Source organism: Spiroplasma clarkii, assembly GCF_002795265.1.
GTDB lineage: Bacteria > Bacillota_I > Bacilli_A > Mycoplasmatales > Mycoplasmataceae > Spiroplasma_A > Spiroplasma_A clarkii.
Map to the genome: position 1 here is coordinate 1,315,373 of NZ_CP024870.1, position 16,207 is coordinate 1,331,579.

Below are 16,207 nucleotides of genomic sequence, written 5' to 3' on the forward strand. Positions count from 1 at the left end.
TCATATAATTTATAACTAAAATCTAATTTCATTAATACCCATCATTCTTAATTATAACATTAATAATAGTGCAATGATACACATTAATATGACATTTGTAGATAAAAAAAATCAGACTTGGGTCTGGTTTTTAGACATATGACTTAATATAAATTGGTTCAATGTCATTAATATTTGTTTGTAATTGAAATTCAGATTTTAAATCTAAATAGTTATTAACAAAATCAAGTTCTTGATAATCTTTTAGTATTTCAAAAGTTGAAAATTGTTCAGTGAAATCCTCAATGTACTCTTCTAAAATAACTTGATCACAAATTATATTTTTACCATTTTCATAAATTCCCAAATAATACTTTTGACCCTTAGCATCCAACAAGCTAATTGCATTTTTTAATCCAGCCTGATAGTGTAAAGAACTTATTGTATAAACTTCAAAGCAATCATCAATTGCTTTTAAAGTCTTAACAATACTCACCCCTACTCGAACTCCAGTGTAACTTCCAGGTCCCAAAGTTACATAAAGTTTGTGGATATCTTTAATTGTTAAGTGATTTTTTGTTAAAAGTGTCTTAACTTCTTCAACACTTACATCACTAATTTTAATTAAATCTTTGATAATTTTTGTATCAATTACTTGATTATTATTTTCTAAAACTAGTACTAAACAACCATTTGTGGTATCAATAAATAAATTCATTTTAATTCAACTCCTTAATCAGAAACTCTCGAATATCTTCTCCAAGTATTTTAATACTTATTTCAATCACTTTAAAATACTTTTGTAAATCAATCTCTAAGTTTTGTGCTCATTCAATTACACTAAATGCATCAAAAAACTGTTCTAAGTACATTTGACTTTCTTCACCACCAGCTAAACGATAAGCATCAACATGATTTATTTTTAAATTAGGGATTTGGTATTGATTCATAATAATAAAGGTTGGGGAATTAACCATTTCTTGAACACCAAGTGCTGCTAGTAGGTTTTTAGTAAAAGTAGTTTTACCTGCTCCCATTTCCCCATTTAATATTAAACATGTATTTTTTTGAGCTCAGGGTTTAATCGAATCTACCAAAACATCTAGTTGCTCAAAATTTTTTATAATCATGGGCTTCTCTCCTTATTTAAAACTATATATATGATATAATTTTTTGCAAGGGAGTGAAACAAGAAATGACAAAAGATTTATTAATAATTGGTTGTGGTCCTGCTGGACTTTATGCTTGAAAAATGGCTGCAGATCTTGGTTTAACTGGGATTATTGTTGAAGGACAACCCAGTTATGGAGGTCAAGTTAGCAATAACTATCCAGAAAAAATCATTAAAAATCTACCAGCAATTCCAGAAATTAAAGCAAGTGATGCTATGGATAATATGTATGCTGCTATTAATCAAAATGCTGATATTGCTGTAAAATACAACACTACTATAAAAAGTATTGATATCATTACTCCAAAAGAGGATGCTGATTGACAAAAAAATTGATTTAAAGTTAAATTTTCAGATAAGTCAGTTGAAGAATTTAAAAGAATTTTATTTGCTGATGGAATTGGAGTTTATTCACCAGTTCGTTTAACTGATGAAGATTATGACAATGTCATTTACACTGTAACTGATTTAAAAGAATTTGACAAAAAAAATGTTTTGATTTTTGGAGGTGGAGACTCAGCAGTTGATTGGGCAAATCAAATTGTTACCAATGCCAAGTCAGTGACTGTAATTCATCGTCGCGATGAATTTAGAGCAAAACCTGCAAATCTACAATTGGCTGCAGAACAAGGTGTTAAATTATTAGCTCCATATATTTTTCAAGAAATAACAAAAACTAGCAATGATTGTATTGAGAAATTGCAAGTTGCCAATGATGATCAAGTTTTAACACTTGAAGCTGATATAATTTTAGTTCAATATGGACAACAGATGAACAAAACAAAGTATAAAAATTTGGATTTAGCAATGAATGAACAAAGTCGCATTCTTGTAGATCAAACTTTTGAATCAAATATTACAGGCATTTATGCTGCTGGAGATTGCTGTGCTCATCCTACTAAAACTCGCAATATTCTTTCAAGCATTTTTGAAGCTATGAATGCTATTATTAATATTGAAAAAGTGGTTCACCACCGTAAAGTACTTAATAATGGGTGATAAAAAAAGAGGTCAGACCTCTTTTTTTTGTTACTTTCATATCATTCATAAATAGTTTCAAGAAATATACACTTGGGGAGATTTTATTAACACAATTTTTAACTATAGGTGTAAAAACTTGCTGACATATGAACGGGGGAAGTCAGCGTGAATTAGTTACTACTAAGAAGATTTATTATTTAATTGATAGACGTACAAATATGAAAGTAGCATTTGAAACATTGTAAATGATTTCTTACTTTAAAAGTTTAAACCTATTTACATTTTTATTATATCAAAAAATTTCCAATTTACTATATTTTTAATAGAAAAATGAATTTTTTTATCATTGATGAGTTTTTAATTTCATAAATATTAAATTGAGCAACATATAAGATGATTTTTATCTTTAATTTGGTTTATCAATCATCCCCAGGTCATCATGGACCATCTATTGAATCAGAACTAAGAACACTAATAACTGATTTCTTACGTATAAACCTATATTTTTCTTTTACTAATTGCTCTTTTACTGTTAAGTAGAAGAACAAAACTACAAAGACATTTAGCAGTGGGATGTAGGCAAAAATTTTTACAATTTTTCTGCCTTTTTCAAGTTTCACTTTATTTGACAAGTTTTTAATTAGGATTTTCATATTGTTAACAAACATAACAGATACTACTGTTATAAATATGAAACATAAAAGTGATAAAACAGGCAGCACAATAATGGCATTATAATCTTTTTCATAAATAAAGAGTAATATACCTGAAATTAATGCAGCTAACCCAAAAAATGCATCAAAAATAACAAAGTAAAACTTGTTAATTGGAACACAAGTAACTAGTTTTCTATCAATCTCTTTTTCTGTTCAATATTTTCATGAAAAGCAATCAAGCATAGTAATCACCACTTTCTATAAACTAAACTTTCATTTTTCATAAATCTGAATCTAGTGTATTTTTTCAGATAATTAATGCAGAGTAAACTCCACCAAAAAAAGCTAACTGAGCAATTATAATATTCTCAATTAGATCTAGTAAAATCCTTCAAAAACTGCTGAAATTGCAGTTATCATCAATACTAAATTTGCTTATTTTAAAATCATTTAAGAGCTTTTGATAATCCACCATTAGGTTTATTACCTCATCATTTAATGTTTCAAAGTCTGCAACAGTTTTAGATTTTGAAAATACATATAGTTTTTTCAAAAAGTTTTTCTGCACCTTTAATCATTTTCATTATTTTCTTATATTGCTGATGCAAATATTAGCATACTTAAGAACACTAAAATTACAGTTTCTAAAAAACTAAATTCTTTATTTTTAGTTTTATTTGTTAAAATTATTTCATTCTTTTTATTACTATTCAAATCAAACTATTCCCTATAAATATAATAACACATAAATTCTACATTGGTTTCCCCAACACTAATCTTCAAAATAAAAAACTTGAATAAAATTCAAGTTTTAAAATCAAACATTATTTTTCAATCAAGCTTGGTTGGGTCATTTCTTCAGGGACACTTTCCCCAATTATTTCTAAAATAGTTGGAGCTACATCAGCAATAGCAGCGTCAACACTTCTTAGCTTGATAGTTTTATCAGTAACAATAATTGGTACTGGTTGGCTTGTATGTTTTTTATTTGGTCCCCCTTCAGCATCAATCATAACTTCTGCATTTCCATGATCAGCTGTAATAATCATAACTGCACCAGTTTCTTGAGTGGCTTCATACACTCTTTTTAATTGAGCATCTAAAGTTTTGACTGCAGTAATAGTTGCTGGTAAAATTCCTGTGTGCCCGACCATGTCACAGTTTGCATAGTTTAAAACTATGACATCATATTCATTGCTTTTGATTTGTTTAACTAGTTGATCTGTAATTTCAACTGCTGACATTTCTGGTTTTAAATCATAAGTGGCTACTTTTGGTGAAGCAATTAAGTTAATTGCTGCATTTGGTAAAGTAATTTCATCAGGTTTTGCTAAACCATTTTTGAAGTAATCTTTTCCTCCATCAAAAAAGAAAGTAACATGAGCAATTTTTTCAGTTTCTGCAATTCTTAATTGTTTATAACCTTTTTTACTTAATCATTCTCCTAAACCATTAACAACTTCAATAGCTTTAAAAGCAACTAGTGGTGAAGCCACTGTTGCTGCATATTCCATCATTGAAACAAAAACAATTTTTTGTCCTAAGAAAGTTAGGCCTTTAAAGGCAGGATCGCTTCAAGCTTGATAATCTTTATTGGTTAAGGTTGATGCTAGTTGAATGGCACGATCTGGTCTGAAGTTTGCAAACACAACTGAATCATTGGGTTTGATATAACCATTAGCAGCACTTTGATTGAAAGCTGGTAAAATTCCCTCATCATCTTTCCCTTGATCATATTGGCTTTGGATATAAGCTTTTGGATCTGTAAAACTATTTTCACAAGTACGATCCACAAGTGATTTATAAGCTTCTGTGGTTCTTTCCATTCTTTTATCACGATCCATTGAGTAAAATCTTCCTGAAATTGAACCAACTTGACCTACTTTATATTCTTTAAATAAGTCTTCTAATTCACTTAAATAATTTAAGGCTACAGTTGGTTTGGTGTCCCTACCATCAGTAAATAAATGTACATAAATTTCTTTTACTCCTGCTTTTGCAGCACTTTTAAATGTTGCAAACATATGGTTCATGTGGGAATGGACTCCTCCATCTGAAAACAACCCCATAATATGAAAAGCACTTTGGTTTTTTAAAGCATTGTCAATTGCTTGTTTAATGATTGGGTTAGTTTCAAAAGATTTATCCTTGATAGCTTTATTAATTAGTGATAATGACTCATACTTAATTCTTCCAGCTCCTAAATGGATATGTCCAACTTCTGAGTTTCCCATTTGACCATCAGGTAAACCAACTCATTCACCACTGGCATGTGCTGCTACTCATGGGTATTGTTTTTTTAAACTTTCCACAAATTCCATTTGTGCACTGTCTACTGCATTACCTTGACTAGGTTCAGCAAGACCTCATCCATCTAAAATTGCTAATACTACTGGTTTTTTTGCTTTCATTTTCTATTTCTCCTCCAATACATGTTTGTAAATTGCTTTGGCAACAGCACCTTCAACATTTGTATGAGGTGATACCTCATCAACTAGTTTTTTAACTTTTTCAATGGCATTAGCAGGTGCAATTGATAGACCTGCATACTTTAGCATAGGAATATCATTGGCAGCATCTCCAATTGCCATCATTTCACTTGCATCAATTTGATAATAATTTGCTAAAAAATCCAAAGCGTGTGCTTTATTGATACCTTTTAAGTTAATTTCAGCACTAAAAGTCTCTGGATTTCAAGCCACTTCAAGGCCTAAATCTCTTAAAGTTTGTACTAAAGTTGTGTTACCACTGAACATAATTAGTTTAAAGCAATCATCTAACTCATCACCAGGCTTGACAACAAGTACCTCTCCATCAAAAAAAGTAGATTCATGAACTAATTCTTTTGAGGCTGAGATTGGTTTGTTGATAAATGAACGTTTAAAATCTTGACCATATCCTCATAACTCAGCTTCTGGGTATTGAAAAATTGCTTGAAAAGCAGCCTCAACAATGGCTTTTGGAATTGTGACTGCATCTAAAATCTTTTCATTCATGATGTCATAAATTAAAGCACCATTAAACCCTGCAACAATTGCTTCATTTTCATCAAAATTATAAATTTCAAAACGGTTTCACTTAGCATGAACAGGTCTTCCTGTCACAAAAATTACTTTGATATCATTTTCTATTGCTTCATTAATTGGGGCAATGTTTTCTTCGACATAGTTTCCAAGAGATGCATAAGCAGTTCCATCCATGTCTAAAGCAATTAACTTAATTTTCGTTGCCACTATTGAACTAAGCCTAAGTATGAATCTTCAATTAGTGAAGCTCCCCCAACTAAAGCTCCATCAATATCTGGCTGAGATAAAATATCTTTAATGTTTTCTGGTTTAACACTTCCCCCATACTGGATTAACACTTCATTTGCAACTGCTTGGTTGTATAATTTAGCAATGTGTTGACGAATTCCTTGACAAATTTCTTGGGCAATTTCTGGAGTTGCTACTTTTCCAGTTCCAATTGCTCAAATTGGTTCATAAGCAATTACTACTTGACTCATTTGTTCAGCAGTTACCCCTGCAAGATCTTGGGTTAATTGTTCTGCTACATGAGCCATTGTTTTTTTAGCTTCATAAATTTCTAAACTTTCTCCACAACATAAAATTGGAGTAAAATTAGCAGCAACTAAAGCCTTTACTTTAGAGTTAATCATTTGGTCACATTCACCAAAAATATCTCTTCTTTCAGAATGACCAATAACTACATAGTTAACATTGATAGCTTGTAACATTGGAATTGAAGTTTCCCCTGTAAATGCCCCTTCTTTTTCAAAATAGCAATTTTGAGCTGCAATTTTAATATTTTTGGCAACTTTTGTTAAATCACTTAACATTACAGTTGGAGCTGCAACTCCAACAATCATATTTGGGTTGGCCTTTAATTTTGCCTCAACATTTTTAATAAACTGAACCCCTTGTTCATTTGTTTTAAACATTTTTCAGTTTCCCACAATAATTTGTTTTCTCATTTTTATTTCTCCTATTTATTTCATTTTAATTTTAACACTATATTACAATTAACATAAAAAAATAAGCAAAAATGATTTGCTTAATAAATTTTATTAATAATTTTGTTTCAATAATCAAAATACTGGTACAAATCATCAAGTTTGGCAATATCTAAGTGTAAACTTGGTACCATTCTTTGTAATAAAAGGTAAGTCAATAAGCGATTTCTTCCTCGATACAAGAAGTTTTCATATTTGGTGCTAATAATTAGTCCATATCTTTCTTGTTTAACTTCAATAATATCTTCATAAGCTAAAACACTAAATATTTCCTGATTTTCATTGGTTAAATACATTTTTTTATTAGAAAAATAAATATCAAAGTCGCCAATCATTTTTGGTTTAAGGTTTTTTTCACCCATTACCAAACGGTGAACTATGACATTGGTCTGAATCAAGTTAATTTGCTCTTTTTTTGCTATTTCAAATTTAACTGGTAACTCTTTTAATGGTCTTCAAGAATTGAAAACCAATTCTTCTAACTGTAACAGAAATGCTTCTTCTTTTGCATTAGCACTTATTTTTAATTTCTTAAGATTGTGCTTTAACTGAGCACTAAATTTTTCAGTTAATTCAAAATTTTTGTTAATTCATCGCCATAATAGTCAATGTTTAAAGACAATTAATGCTTTTTTATCCTGAATTAATCTTGAAATTTTTTTAATATACCAACGTGACTTGTGATTTAAGTTATTTTCATCAAGATATTTTAAATATTCAGTTCTTTTAAAGTAAGAACCAAGATCTTCAAGGTTTCTCAAAAACATCCAATCATCTCCCTTAACTATTATTTTACTATTAAAAAAATTTTTTTTCATAATTTATTTTTTTTCTAGATTTTGTTAAATCCTCCAAGAAAAGTATTAAAATAATGTTGTATCAAAGGAGAAATAAAAAAATGAAAACAATTGTTATTGGAACCAACCATGCAGGAACTACTGCAGTGCGTACCTTAAAAAGATTAGATCCAAAAATGCAGATTACTACATATGATATGAATGATGTAATCTCATTCTTGGGTTGTGGAATTGCTTTATGAGTTAGAGGAGAAGTAAAAGATCCAAATGGTCTATTTTATGCTTCGCCTGAAATTTTAAAAAATGAAGGCATTGATGTTAAAATGCAACACCAATGACTTGCAATTGATGAAAAGAAAAAAACTATTAAAGTTAAAGATTTAAAAACAGGAAAAGAATTTGATGATAATTATGACAAATTAATCATTGCTACAGGGACATGACCAATCTTCCCTCCAATTGAAGGAATTGATTTAGAAGGTGTTCAAATTTGTAAAAATTATGCTCATGCAAAAGCTATTAAAGCTGCCAATGAAGACAAAAATTTTAAAAAAGTGGCTGTTGTTGGAGCTGGATACATTGGGGTTGAATTAGTTGACGCCTTTGTTGAAGCTGGCAAAGAAGTAACTTTAATTGATGTAGCAGATCGCATTATGCCAGTTTACTATGATGAAGAATTTACAAGTCATATTGAAACAGAAATGAAAGCTAATAAAGTTAACTTAGCTTTAAATCAAAAAGTAATCAAGTTTACTGGAAAAAATGGTAAAGTTGAAAAAATTGTTACAGATAAAGGTGAAATTGATGTAGATTTTGTTGTCTTTTCTGTTGGAGTACAACCTCAAACAAGCCAATTATTAGGTGTGGTTGAATTAGATGAACGTGGAGCTGTTAAAACAAACCAATATATGCAATCAAGTAATGCAGATATTTATGCAATTGGAGACTGTGCTGAAGTTTACAACATAAGTATGAAACAAAATATGCCAATTGGTTTAGCAACAACTGCTGTTAGAACTGGAATTATGGCTGCAGTTAACATTGTTAAAGGTAATGCCTTGACAACACCAGGATTTACTGGGGCTAATGGAATTGAAGTTTTTGGTTGAAAAATGGCTTCTGTTGGAATTACTGTTGCTAATGCCAAAAGATTTAACATAGATGTTGAAGAAATAACTTTAACTGATGCAGATCGCCCAGAATTTATGTCAACTCAAGAACCAGTTACAATTAAAATTGTTTGAAACAAAAAAGACCGTAAAATCATTGGTGCACAAGTTGCTTCAAGAAATAACCATACAGAAACAATTTATATGTTTGCACTTGCAATCCAAAAAGAATTAACTATTGATGAATTACCTTTAGTTGATATTTTCTTCTTACCGCACTTTAACAAACCATATAACTTCATTACCCTTGCTGGATTAGAGGTTTTAGGTTTAAATTACTTTAAAAAATAGTCGGGAAAAAAGTTGAATTTAAATTCAACTTTTTATTTTAGTCCAGTAATTTTGCCATTTTTAACATTTATGGTTTTATAATTTGCTTCTTTATTCAGCCCTGGCATACTAAAAACTTTATTGGTATAAACTAAGATGAATTTACCACCAGTATTAACACTAATATCCTTAATTTTAATTTGATAGTTTTCAACCTGAGCATCATTACCATCAATTGTGTTTTGAGATTTAACCAAACAAACTGGAAAGTTTTTATATGGTGAGTTTTTAATTTGTACTAGTTTTTCTAAAACGGCTGGTTCATAATTTACTTCTGACAAATAATAAAAATTTTCAACAATTTTTTTGATTTTTATCTCCACTAAATCATCTTCAAACAATAATGGTTTGTATGAAAAACTTTGTTCAGCTGCTTTGCTAACTAATTTTGCTAGTTTTTCTGCACCTTTTGGCCCTTTGTTGTAAGCTTCATTAATTTCTCATTGGTAATCATTTTTAGTTAAAAAATTTTGAAGTTGCTCTAACTCTTTTTTGTTATCCCCATCAATAAAGTTGATTGCAACAACTAAATTTAAATTATATAGTTTGACATGCTTTAAGTGCTGCTCTAAATGTTTAAAATCATTTTTAAAATCATTGTGTAACTTTAAAGCTCTTAAAGTTACCACCATTACAACACAATCAGGTATCAAATCTGCTTGCAGATTTACTAAATTCATAAATTTTTCAAATCCTAAATCGCTACCAAATCCTGATTCAATTACTGTGTAGTCTGCTAATTTTAAGCCTAGACTTGTTGAAATTAATGAATTTGTACCAATTGAAATATTTGCAAAAGGTCCACAGTGGATTAAAGTTGGAGAATTATACTTTGTTAATACAAAATTGGGTTTAGCAGCTTCATTTAAAACAGCTAAAACAGCTCCAGTTACTTGCAAATCTTTGACAAAAACAGGCTTACCTTTTTTATCATAAGCAACCATAGCATTATCAATTCTGACTTTTAGATCTTGGGCATTTTTAGCCAAGGTTAGAATAGTCATCATATTACTTGCAGCTGTGATACTAAATTCATCAATTCTTGAAATTGATTTTGAAATCTTTTGTTCAATAGTTCTTAAACTACGATCATTTAAATCAATAGTTCTTTTTCAAATAACTTGATTTTCATCAATTTCTAAATCACTTTTTCAATAAATTTCATTATCAATTGCAGCACTAATTAAATTATTAGCAGTTGAAATAGCATGTAAATCCCCAGTAAAATGCAAATTAATTTTAGCTTCAGGCACAACTACACTTTCTCCTCCACCTGTTGCAGTCCCTTTTCTTCCTAAAACAGGTCCTAAACTTGGTTCACGCAAAGCTAAAACTGTTTGGTGTCCCAATAAGTTTAAACCATCAGTTAGACCAATTGCTGTTGTAGTCTTTCCTTCTCCAGCTGCTGTTGGGTTAATTGAAGTCATTAAGATTAATTTACCTTTTTTTGGTAAAGTTTCATATGGTTTGGGATCAATCTTAACTATATCTCTTCCATAAAATTCAAAATCACTTTCAGAAATCTTTAATTTTTTCAATTCATTTATTATTACTTGCATTTACTTTTTCTTCCTTTTTTGAGATACTATAAATATCTTTTATATTTTAACAAAATGCGAGGAGAAAGTGCAAAAAATGTCATTACAGAATTTAATTTCAGGAAAAGAACTCAGCAAAATAATTTTAACAAAAATTAAAGACCAAGTTACTAAAATGGTTGGGGAGAAACCCCAACTTGTCATTGTCCAAGTCGGAAATAACCCTGCAAGTAACAAATATATTCAACATAAACTAAGAGCATGTGAATATACTGGTATCATTGGCACTCACTTGGTTTTTCCCGAAACCATAAGTCAAGTCGATTTAGAAAAACAAATCATTACTTTAAATCAAGAAGAACAAGTACATGGCATTATTGTGCAACTGCCCCTACCCAAACAAATTGATGAACAAAGAATCAATGAAATTATTAGTGTTACAAAAGATGCTGATGGTTTTAATCCAGCAACTTTAGGTAAAGTTGTTTTAAATACTTCAACAATTTTCCCAGCAACTCCAGCTGGAATTGTTAAATTGCTTGAATGAAAAAACATTGAATTAGCAGGTACTAATGTGGTAATTATTGGACGCAGTAACATTGTTGGAAAACCTTTAGCAAATATGTTAATTAATAAGTCTGCCACAGTCACAGTTTGCAATACAAAAACTAAAAATTTACAAGAGATTGCTGCAAAAGCCAACATTTTGGTCTCTGCAGCTGGTAGTGCCAAATTAATTACACCAAAATTTGTAAATGAAAATATGACTATAATTGATGTTGGAGCAAACTTTGTTGATGGTAAATATTGTGGAGATGTTGATTTTGAAAGTGTTCAACCACTTGTAAAGTATATTACCCCAGTTCCTGGCGGAGTTGGTCCCATGACAATTGCTTGCTTACTAGAAAACACCTTAACTTCATTTAAAAATCAACAAATAGCAACAAAAAATTAGAACCTTGGTTCTAATTTTAATTTTATTTACTTTTAATTAATGCTGTAGCATTGATTGAGACTGCAACACAAGTGATTCCCAGTGCACAACTCCAAAATGCCAACATTGAATTATATGAATTGGGAATTGCTAAAATTACTGTTAAGAATATTAAATTAATTAGCAAATTAAACAATGAGTTTCCAGCGACATGATCTAACAACATTGCTTCTCCAAAGTATTTTTGATCAACAATTTTTTTATACATACTTGGTTTTGTTTTATCCATAATTGTTGCACCAGCTGAAATCAAAGCACTTGCTATCAATAAAGTTCCAAAGTAGCTTCAATTTGTTAGGTCCATATCAACAAATAACTGGCTGATAAATTTTGTAGATATCCAAAAGCCAAGTAACATACCAACTCCAAGAACAATTAACAATGAACTGATAACATTTAGTTTTGCTCCATTTGTTTCAGAACAATTAATTGTTCTGAAAATTGCTTGAAGAATATATTTTGTTAAATAAATTGCACAAATCATAGCCCCATAAGTTCATGAATTTGCATCCACAACTAAACCATCTTTAAATAAAGGCATAAATAACAATAACATAGCTCCAAATTCAAAGAACTTTGAAATTCCATAAAGATAACTTTGCATAAACATTATTGTTAAATAGTGTTTATTTTGTTTGATAAATTTAAAATTGCCTTTGTCAACATCAAGAACATTAGGTTTGTCCAAAATATTTTTATTAGACATTAACAAAACTATCACCACAAATGTTGCTACTGCTAAAACAACAATACTTAAATAATTTAGATTTAAAATGTGGAAAATAATTGGAAATGGCACAAGTAAAAAACAAGTGAACCCCATTGTGGTTTTGATTTTTTCAACATTATTATTTCGCAAATTATAACTTTTAATAATTTCAATGTTCATTGGAATTGCCCCGGCAATAAAAACTGAAAAAACAATTAAACCTAAAACAAATAAAACTATAAAATGGATTTGCAAAACTTTTGAATATTGACTTAGTTGAAAACAAGTTGGAATCAAGGTTAAAATGATTCCTAGTAAAATTCCAATTCAATTGGTTTCAAGTTGTTTTTTATTTCCAATCTTATTTTTTCGTTTCAGTCATAGTGGTGTGATAAATTTCATCACTAGTGGTGTGATAAAGATTAATGCTGCAAATTTATAGTTTAAAAACCAAACTGCAGCAACATATGGTACATAACAGACAAAACTTATCATGACCATCATTGAGATTAGTAAGCTAGCCTTTTGTATTTGGTAGTGCTTTTTTTCATTCGAAAATGTATTCATAATTAATTCTCCTCTTAGTTCTTGTAAAATCTTATTATTAAAATAACTCTCATTCATATTTTTTATACCCTTAAACATTTTAAAAATTCTTTTGGTAATAAAGATCGGTAAGAGCATGTAACCAATTAATGTAAAGTGCATTTCTAAGGTATAAAAAATATACATTGAAAGTGCAGTTTGTTTGTCAGAAGTTACATACCATAAACCGTAAATTATGCCATATTTTAAAACACTAAAGATCATTAAGATTAGATAGGCAAAGATAAAGTAGCGATACAAAACAATTTTAAATTTTGTACAAAATAACCAAAAAATTAGTGTTGACAGTAATACTGCAATGGTATAAAACACATCTGAGTTTACAAAAATTGACATAAATGATGAGGCTATTGCAATTCCAAAAGAAATCCCTGGTTTAAAAAAGATGGTGCAGATTAAGATTAAATAAACTCCCACATCAAAACCAATGATAGTTTTTAGAATTAAATTAACAGCAATTATCAAAGCTGTAAACAAACCAGAAACTGAAATGTCTGCAATACTTTGATAATTATTATATTTAATTTTCATTAATTTCCTCCTTAATTTTTTTTAAAAAATTAAGGGTTGAGAGAAGAAATTAGTTTTATTTTTAATTAAATATGTTAAAGTCTTATATTTCATAATTTCCTCCTTAAAAGATAATTTAATTATAGTGAATTTTGCCAATAGAAGCAAGATGTCAGCCCTACTTGATAACACTACTATTTATCAAAATTACCTTGATTTTTATATTAAAATCTAGTTTGATTACTCTAAGACAATGTATTATACTATTTTCGCATAATACTTAACAAATTTAGAGAAATGCTTATATAATTTAACTAGGTGGAAAATAAGATGAGAAAAATAATTGAAGAATATCTACTAGATCTAATTTCAAAAGATAAAAAGTATGTTACTGAACCACTTCCTAGTGAAAACTTTCTGGCAACAAAATTTAAATGTTCTCGCCAAACAGCTAGAGTTGAGCTGACAAAACTCTTAAATAAGGGATTTATCCGTGCTGTTAAAGGCAGTGGGTACTATGTCAACCCCCATGTTAATAGTTTAAAATTGATTGCCATTGGTAATAAGTTTAAATATCAACGTCGTGAAATCTTTGAAATTGATCAACAAATGTTATTAAAAATCTTGGATGAGAATAAATTTATTAATGTAAAAGATGTAGCAAAGTACTTTGGCTTTCGCAAAATTTACTACAATGACCAAGATCAACCTGTTTTATACCAAAATTCTTACATTTATAAACCATTGTTTAAAGAAATAAACATGGATATTATTAAAAAAAGTTTAATGGATTTTTTTGAGTATAATAACATTGATTTAAATATGCAAATCAATAATGTTGAAATCAAAAGAACTACTGAACGTGATCGTGAATTTTTAAAAACTGACCAGGAATTCACCCCAACCATTAGTGGTATTATGATTTCAAAAAATGACTTAGTGGTTGAAATTTTTGAAAGAAAGTACCTTCTAGAGGGCTTTAATGTAAATTATGCCAAGGTGCTCTAATTCTGTATAGACAACAAAGATTAAAACTTAAAATATGAATATTTTATTCAAAACCCTTTATTTAAAGGGTTTTTCCTCATTTTTTCTTAAAAACTCCTATTTTTGCTGGGGTTGACCTGTAGCTATCAAAACAAATTTGGACTTTTAGTAATTTTAATACAACTTTTAATAAATTGCTAGTTTAATAGGAGTGCTTTTTATATCAACTTGAGTATTTTTTCTTAAAAAAGATAAAGTTTGATTGAGCTCAGACAGAGTTGTTTTTAATTTTTTGTGGCATATCTTCAGGTTTCACTCCTTCATTTTCAAGAACAACTTTTGATTTGTAGAGCATTTCATTATCAAATTCAATCATACTATAATAGTTATCACCAAGTGATGCGATAAGGTTACCATCACAACATTGAATTATCATAATCTCTCGTCTAGGTATATTTAATGGTGTTGTGAAATTGCATATAAAGTACTTTTTCTTTTCATAGGTAACAGTTAGATCTCTTGCAACCACTCTAATTGATTTGTGTCCCAAAATAATATTTAGATCTCCCTCAAATTTTTTGAATGAATTTGTAGTAAAATCTTTTTGAAGGGTTACAACATGATTATTTAAATACTCAACAAATTTTGGTAAGACTAGATTGGCCTCATTAATATTTGTGACTTTATTTTGTTCCATAAAGCTAGTGATTGTACCTTTAATGGTTTTTCAGAGCCTTTCAATCCTTGGTTTGAATTGTGGTGAAATTGATGATTGGATGTCAATACCTAAGTTTTTAGCTACAAATGCAAACTGAATTCGAGAATCTTCGGGCGAAGATTCTTTTTTTTCACTCCAAAAAGTTCTGCGTTTGTCAGTTCTTAGCACTTCAAAAGTCCCATAATTTTTTAAGACCGGTTTCAAAGCATTGAAATAACCTTCAGTAGTTTCTTGATGATCAAAATATAATCCTAAAACCTCTCCACTTGCCTCATCAATATAACCATGCAATGCCCAAATCTCCTCATCACTGAATCTTCAAAATGTAGCATCAGCTTCAACAACATGACCACGCCTTTGGGTTCTTGGCCTTGCAATATGGATATTTTCTTTTGCTCTTTCTGTAGCTGAGGAGGGAACCAGTAGACTTTGAGGTCTATTTTTCAACTCTTCTTCTTTTGCTAACAATTTGATAGTTTTTTTATGTGCCAGTTTTGAGCAATGATTTTTAGATCTTAAAATATTGTAAATATATGAATAACTCACCCACTGATAGTCATATCTTTTATCTGCTTTTAAATAGCGCATAAAATCCCTAAAATTACAGTTTAAGTACTCATCCCTAAAAATCCTGCTAATCTCTAGTGCTTGCATATGGGTTCGCTTTTGAGCATGCTTATTGTTTTTATTTTTGTGGATAAAGAAGGCCTCACCAATTTCTTTGTATTTTTTAATGGCATCATAAAACCATGATCTACTACCACCACTTTTTATCAAAAGTTCTCTTTTGGCTGCTTTATCCCTGGATAAAGCAGCCTCCCTAATAATATCTTGTATATGTTTGTTGGTTTTCATTTGTCTTTTACCTCTATAATTTCTTTTCATTTTTATTCCCTGATTTCCTTTATTATTATAATCAAGTCCAAATTTGTTTTGATAACATTTAGTCCTTTTTTGTTTTGATAACAATGTAAAAACTCCCATTTTTGCTGGGGTTGACCTATTCACCTAATTATTTTTAAATAAGATTAGGTAAAAATACCGTGAAAG

At 29.5% G+C, this 16,207-nt stretch carries 15 protein-coding genes; 4 read left to right on the forward strand and 11 right to left on the reverse strand.

Features of this window, described 5'->3' with window-relative positions; all coding sequences use genetic code 4:
- Positions 1 to 130 precede the first annotated feature (130 nt).
- Both tsaB and tsaE read right to left on the reverse strand, forming a co-directional pair.
- Entirely contained in the window at positions 131 to 697 is a 567-nt protein-coding gene (gene tsaB / locus SCLAR_RS05965) for a tRNA (adenosine(37)-N6)-threonylcarbamoyltransferase complex dimerization subunit type 1 TsaB (RefSeq protein WP_100255019.1), read from the reverse strand.
- A 1-nt stretch (position 698) separates the two neighbouring features.
- Positions 699 to 1,109, reverse strand: coding sequence for a tRNA (adenosine(37)-N6)-threonylcarbamoyltransferase complex ATPase subunit type 1 TsaE (gene tsaE / locus SCLAR_RS05970; protein WP_100255020.1), 411 nt, complete (start codon positions 1,107 to 1,109; stop codon positions 699 to 701).
- A 65-nt stretch (positions 1,110 to 1,174) separates the two neighbouring features.
- Here tsaE and SCLAR_RS05975 point away from each other — a divergent pair, with 65 nt between their 5' ends.
- Entirely contained in the window at positions 1,175 to 2,152 is a 978-nt protein-coding gene (locus SCLAR_RS05975; RefSeq protein WP_100255021.1) for an NAD(P)/FAD-dependent oxidoreductase, read from the forward strand.
- Positions 2,153 to 2,547: 395 nt separating this feature from the next.
- Here the strand turns inward: SCLAR_RS05975 and SCLAR_RS05980 are convergent, their stop codons facing one another.
- From SCLAR_RS05980 to SCLAR_RS06005, 6 genes are all read right to left on the reverse strand, one after another.
- Positions 2,548 to 3,030, reverse strand: a complete 483-nt coding sequence (locus SCLAR_RS05980; protein WP_100255022.1) for a hypothetical protein — start codon at positions 3,028 to 3,030, stop codon at positions 2,548 to 2,550.
- A 22-nt stretch (positions 3,031 to 3,052) separates the two neighbouring features.
- Positions 3,053 to 3,340 (reverse strand): hypothetical protein, encoded by a 288-nt coding sequence (locus tag SCLAR_RS05985; RefSeq protein ID WP_100255023.1) that lies wholly within the window; start codon positions 3,338 to 3,340, stop codon positions 3,053 to 3,055.
- 271 nt (positions 3,341 to 3,611) lie between these two features.
- Entirely contained in the window at positions 3,612 to 5,198 is a 1,587-nt protein-coding gene (gene gpmI, locus SCLAR_RS05990; RefSeq protein WP_100255024.1) for a 2,3-bisphosphoglycerate-independent phosphoglycerate mutase, read from the reverse strand.
- Positions 5,199 to 5,201: 3 nt separating this feature from the next.
- On the reverse strand, positions 5,202 to 6,020 hold the full coding sequence (locus SCLAR_RS05995; RefSeq protein WP_100255025.1) for an HAD hydrolase family protein: 819 nt from the start codon (positions 6,018 to 6,020) through the stop codon (positions 5,202 to 5,204).
- The gene (tpiA, locus tag SCLAR_RS06000) at positions 6,020 to 6,760 is read right to left on the reverse strand and encodes a triose-phosphate isomerase (RefSeq protein WP_100255026.1); all 741 of its coding nucleotides are present in this window, start codon (positions 6,758 to 6,760) and stop codon (positions 6,020 to 6,022) included. The genes SCLAR_RS05995 and tpiA overlap by 1 nt, the downstream gene beginning before the upstream one ends.
- Before the next feature lie 80 nt (positions 6,761 to 6,840).
- Positions 6,841 to 7,617, reverse strand: a complete 777-nt coding sequence (locus SCLAR_RS06005; protein WP_100255027.1) for a hypothetical protein — start codon at positions 7,615 to 7,617, stop codon at positions 6,841 to 6,843.
- An 80-nt stretch (positions 7,618 to 7,697) separates the two neighbouring features.
- On the opposite strand from SCLAR_RS06005, the gene SCLAR_RS06010 reads away from it, so the two are divergent.
- Positions 7,698 to 9,056 (forward strand): FAD-dependent oxidoreductase, encoded by a 1,359-nt coding sequence (locus SCLAR_RS06010; RefSeq protein ID WP_100255028.1) that lies wholly within the window; start codon positions 7,698 to 7,700, stop codon positions 9,054 to 9,056.
- 32 nt (positions 9,057 to 9,088) lie between these two features.
- On the opposite strand, the gene SCLAR_RS06015 is transcribed toward SCLAR_RS06010, so the two are convergent.
- Complete coding sequence (locus tag SCLAR_RS06015) at positions 9,089 to 10,654, reverse strand: formate--tetrahydrofolate ligase (protein ID WP_100255029.1); 1,566 nt, start codon at positions 10,652 to 10,654, stop codon at positions 9,089 to 9,091.
- Between the two features lie 76 nt (positions 10,655 to 10,730).
- Between SCLAR_RS06015 and SCLAR_RS06020 the strand changes: the two genes are divergently transcribed.
- Entirely contained in the window at positions 10,731 to 11,588 is an 858-nt protein-coding gene (locus tag SCLAR_RS06020) for a bifunctional 5,10-methylenetetrahydrofolate dehydrogenase/5,10-methenyltetrahydrofolate cyclohydrolase (protein ID WP_100255030.1), read from the forward strand.
- A 22-nt stretch (positions 11,589 to 11,610) separates the two neighbouring features.
- Here the strand turns inward: SCLAR_RS06020 and SCLAR_RS06025 are convergent, their stop codons facing one another.
- Positions 11,611 to 13,473, reverse strand: a complete 1,863-nt coding sequence (locus tag SCLAR_RS06025; protein ID WP_100255031.1) for a hypothetical protein — start codon at positions 13,471 to 13,473, stop codon at positions 11,611 to 11,613.
- A gap of 309 nt (positions 13,474 to 13,782) precedes the next feature.
- Between SCLAR_RS06025 and SCLAR_RS06030 the strand changes: the two genes are divergently transcribed.
- The gene (locus tag SCLAR_RS06030) at positions 13,783 to 14,460 is read left to right on the forward strand and encodes a GntR family transcriptional regulator (RefSeq protein WP_100255032.1); all 678 of its coding nucleotides are present in this window, start codon (positions 13,783 to 13,785) and stop codon (positions 14,458 to 14,460) included.
- A gap of 181 nt (positions 14,461 to 14,641) precedes the next feature.
- Here SCLAR_RS06030 and SCLAR_RS06035 read toward each other — a convergent pair whose 3' ends face one another.
- Positions 14,642 to 16,042, reverse strand: a complete 1,401-nt coding sequence (locus tag SCLAR_RS06035) for a DDE-type integrase/transposase/recombinase (RefSeq protein WP_146638171.1) — start codon at positions 16,040 to 16,042, stop codon at positions 14,642 to 14,644.
- Positions 16,043 to 16,207 lie beyond the last annotated feature (165 nt).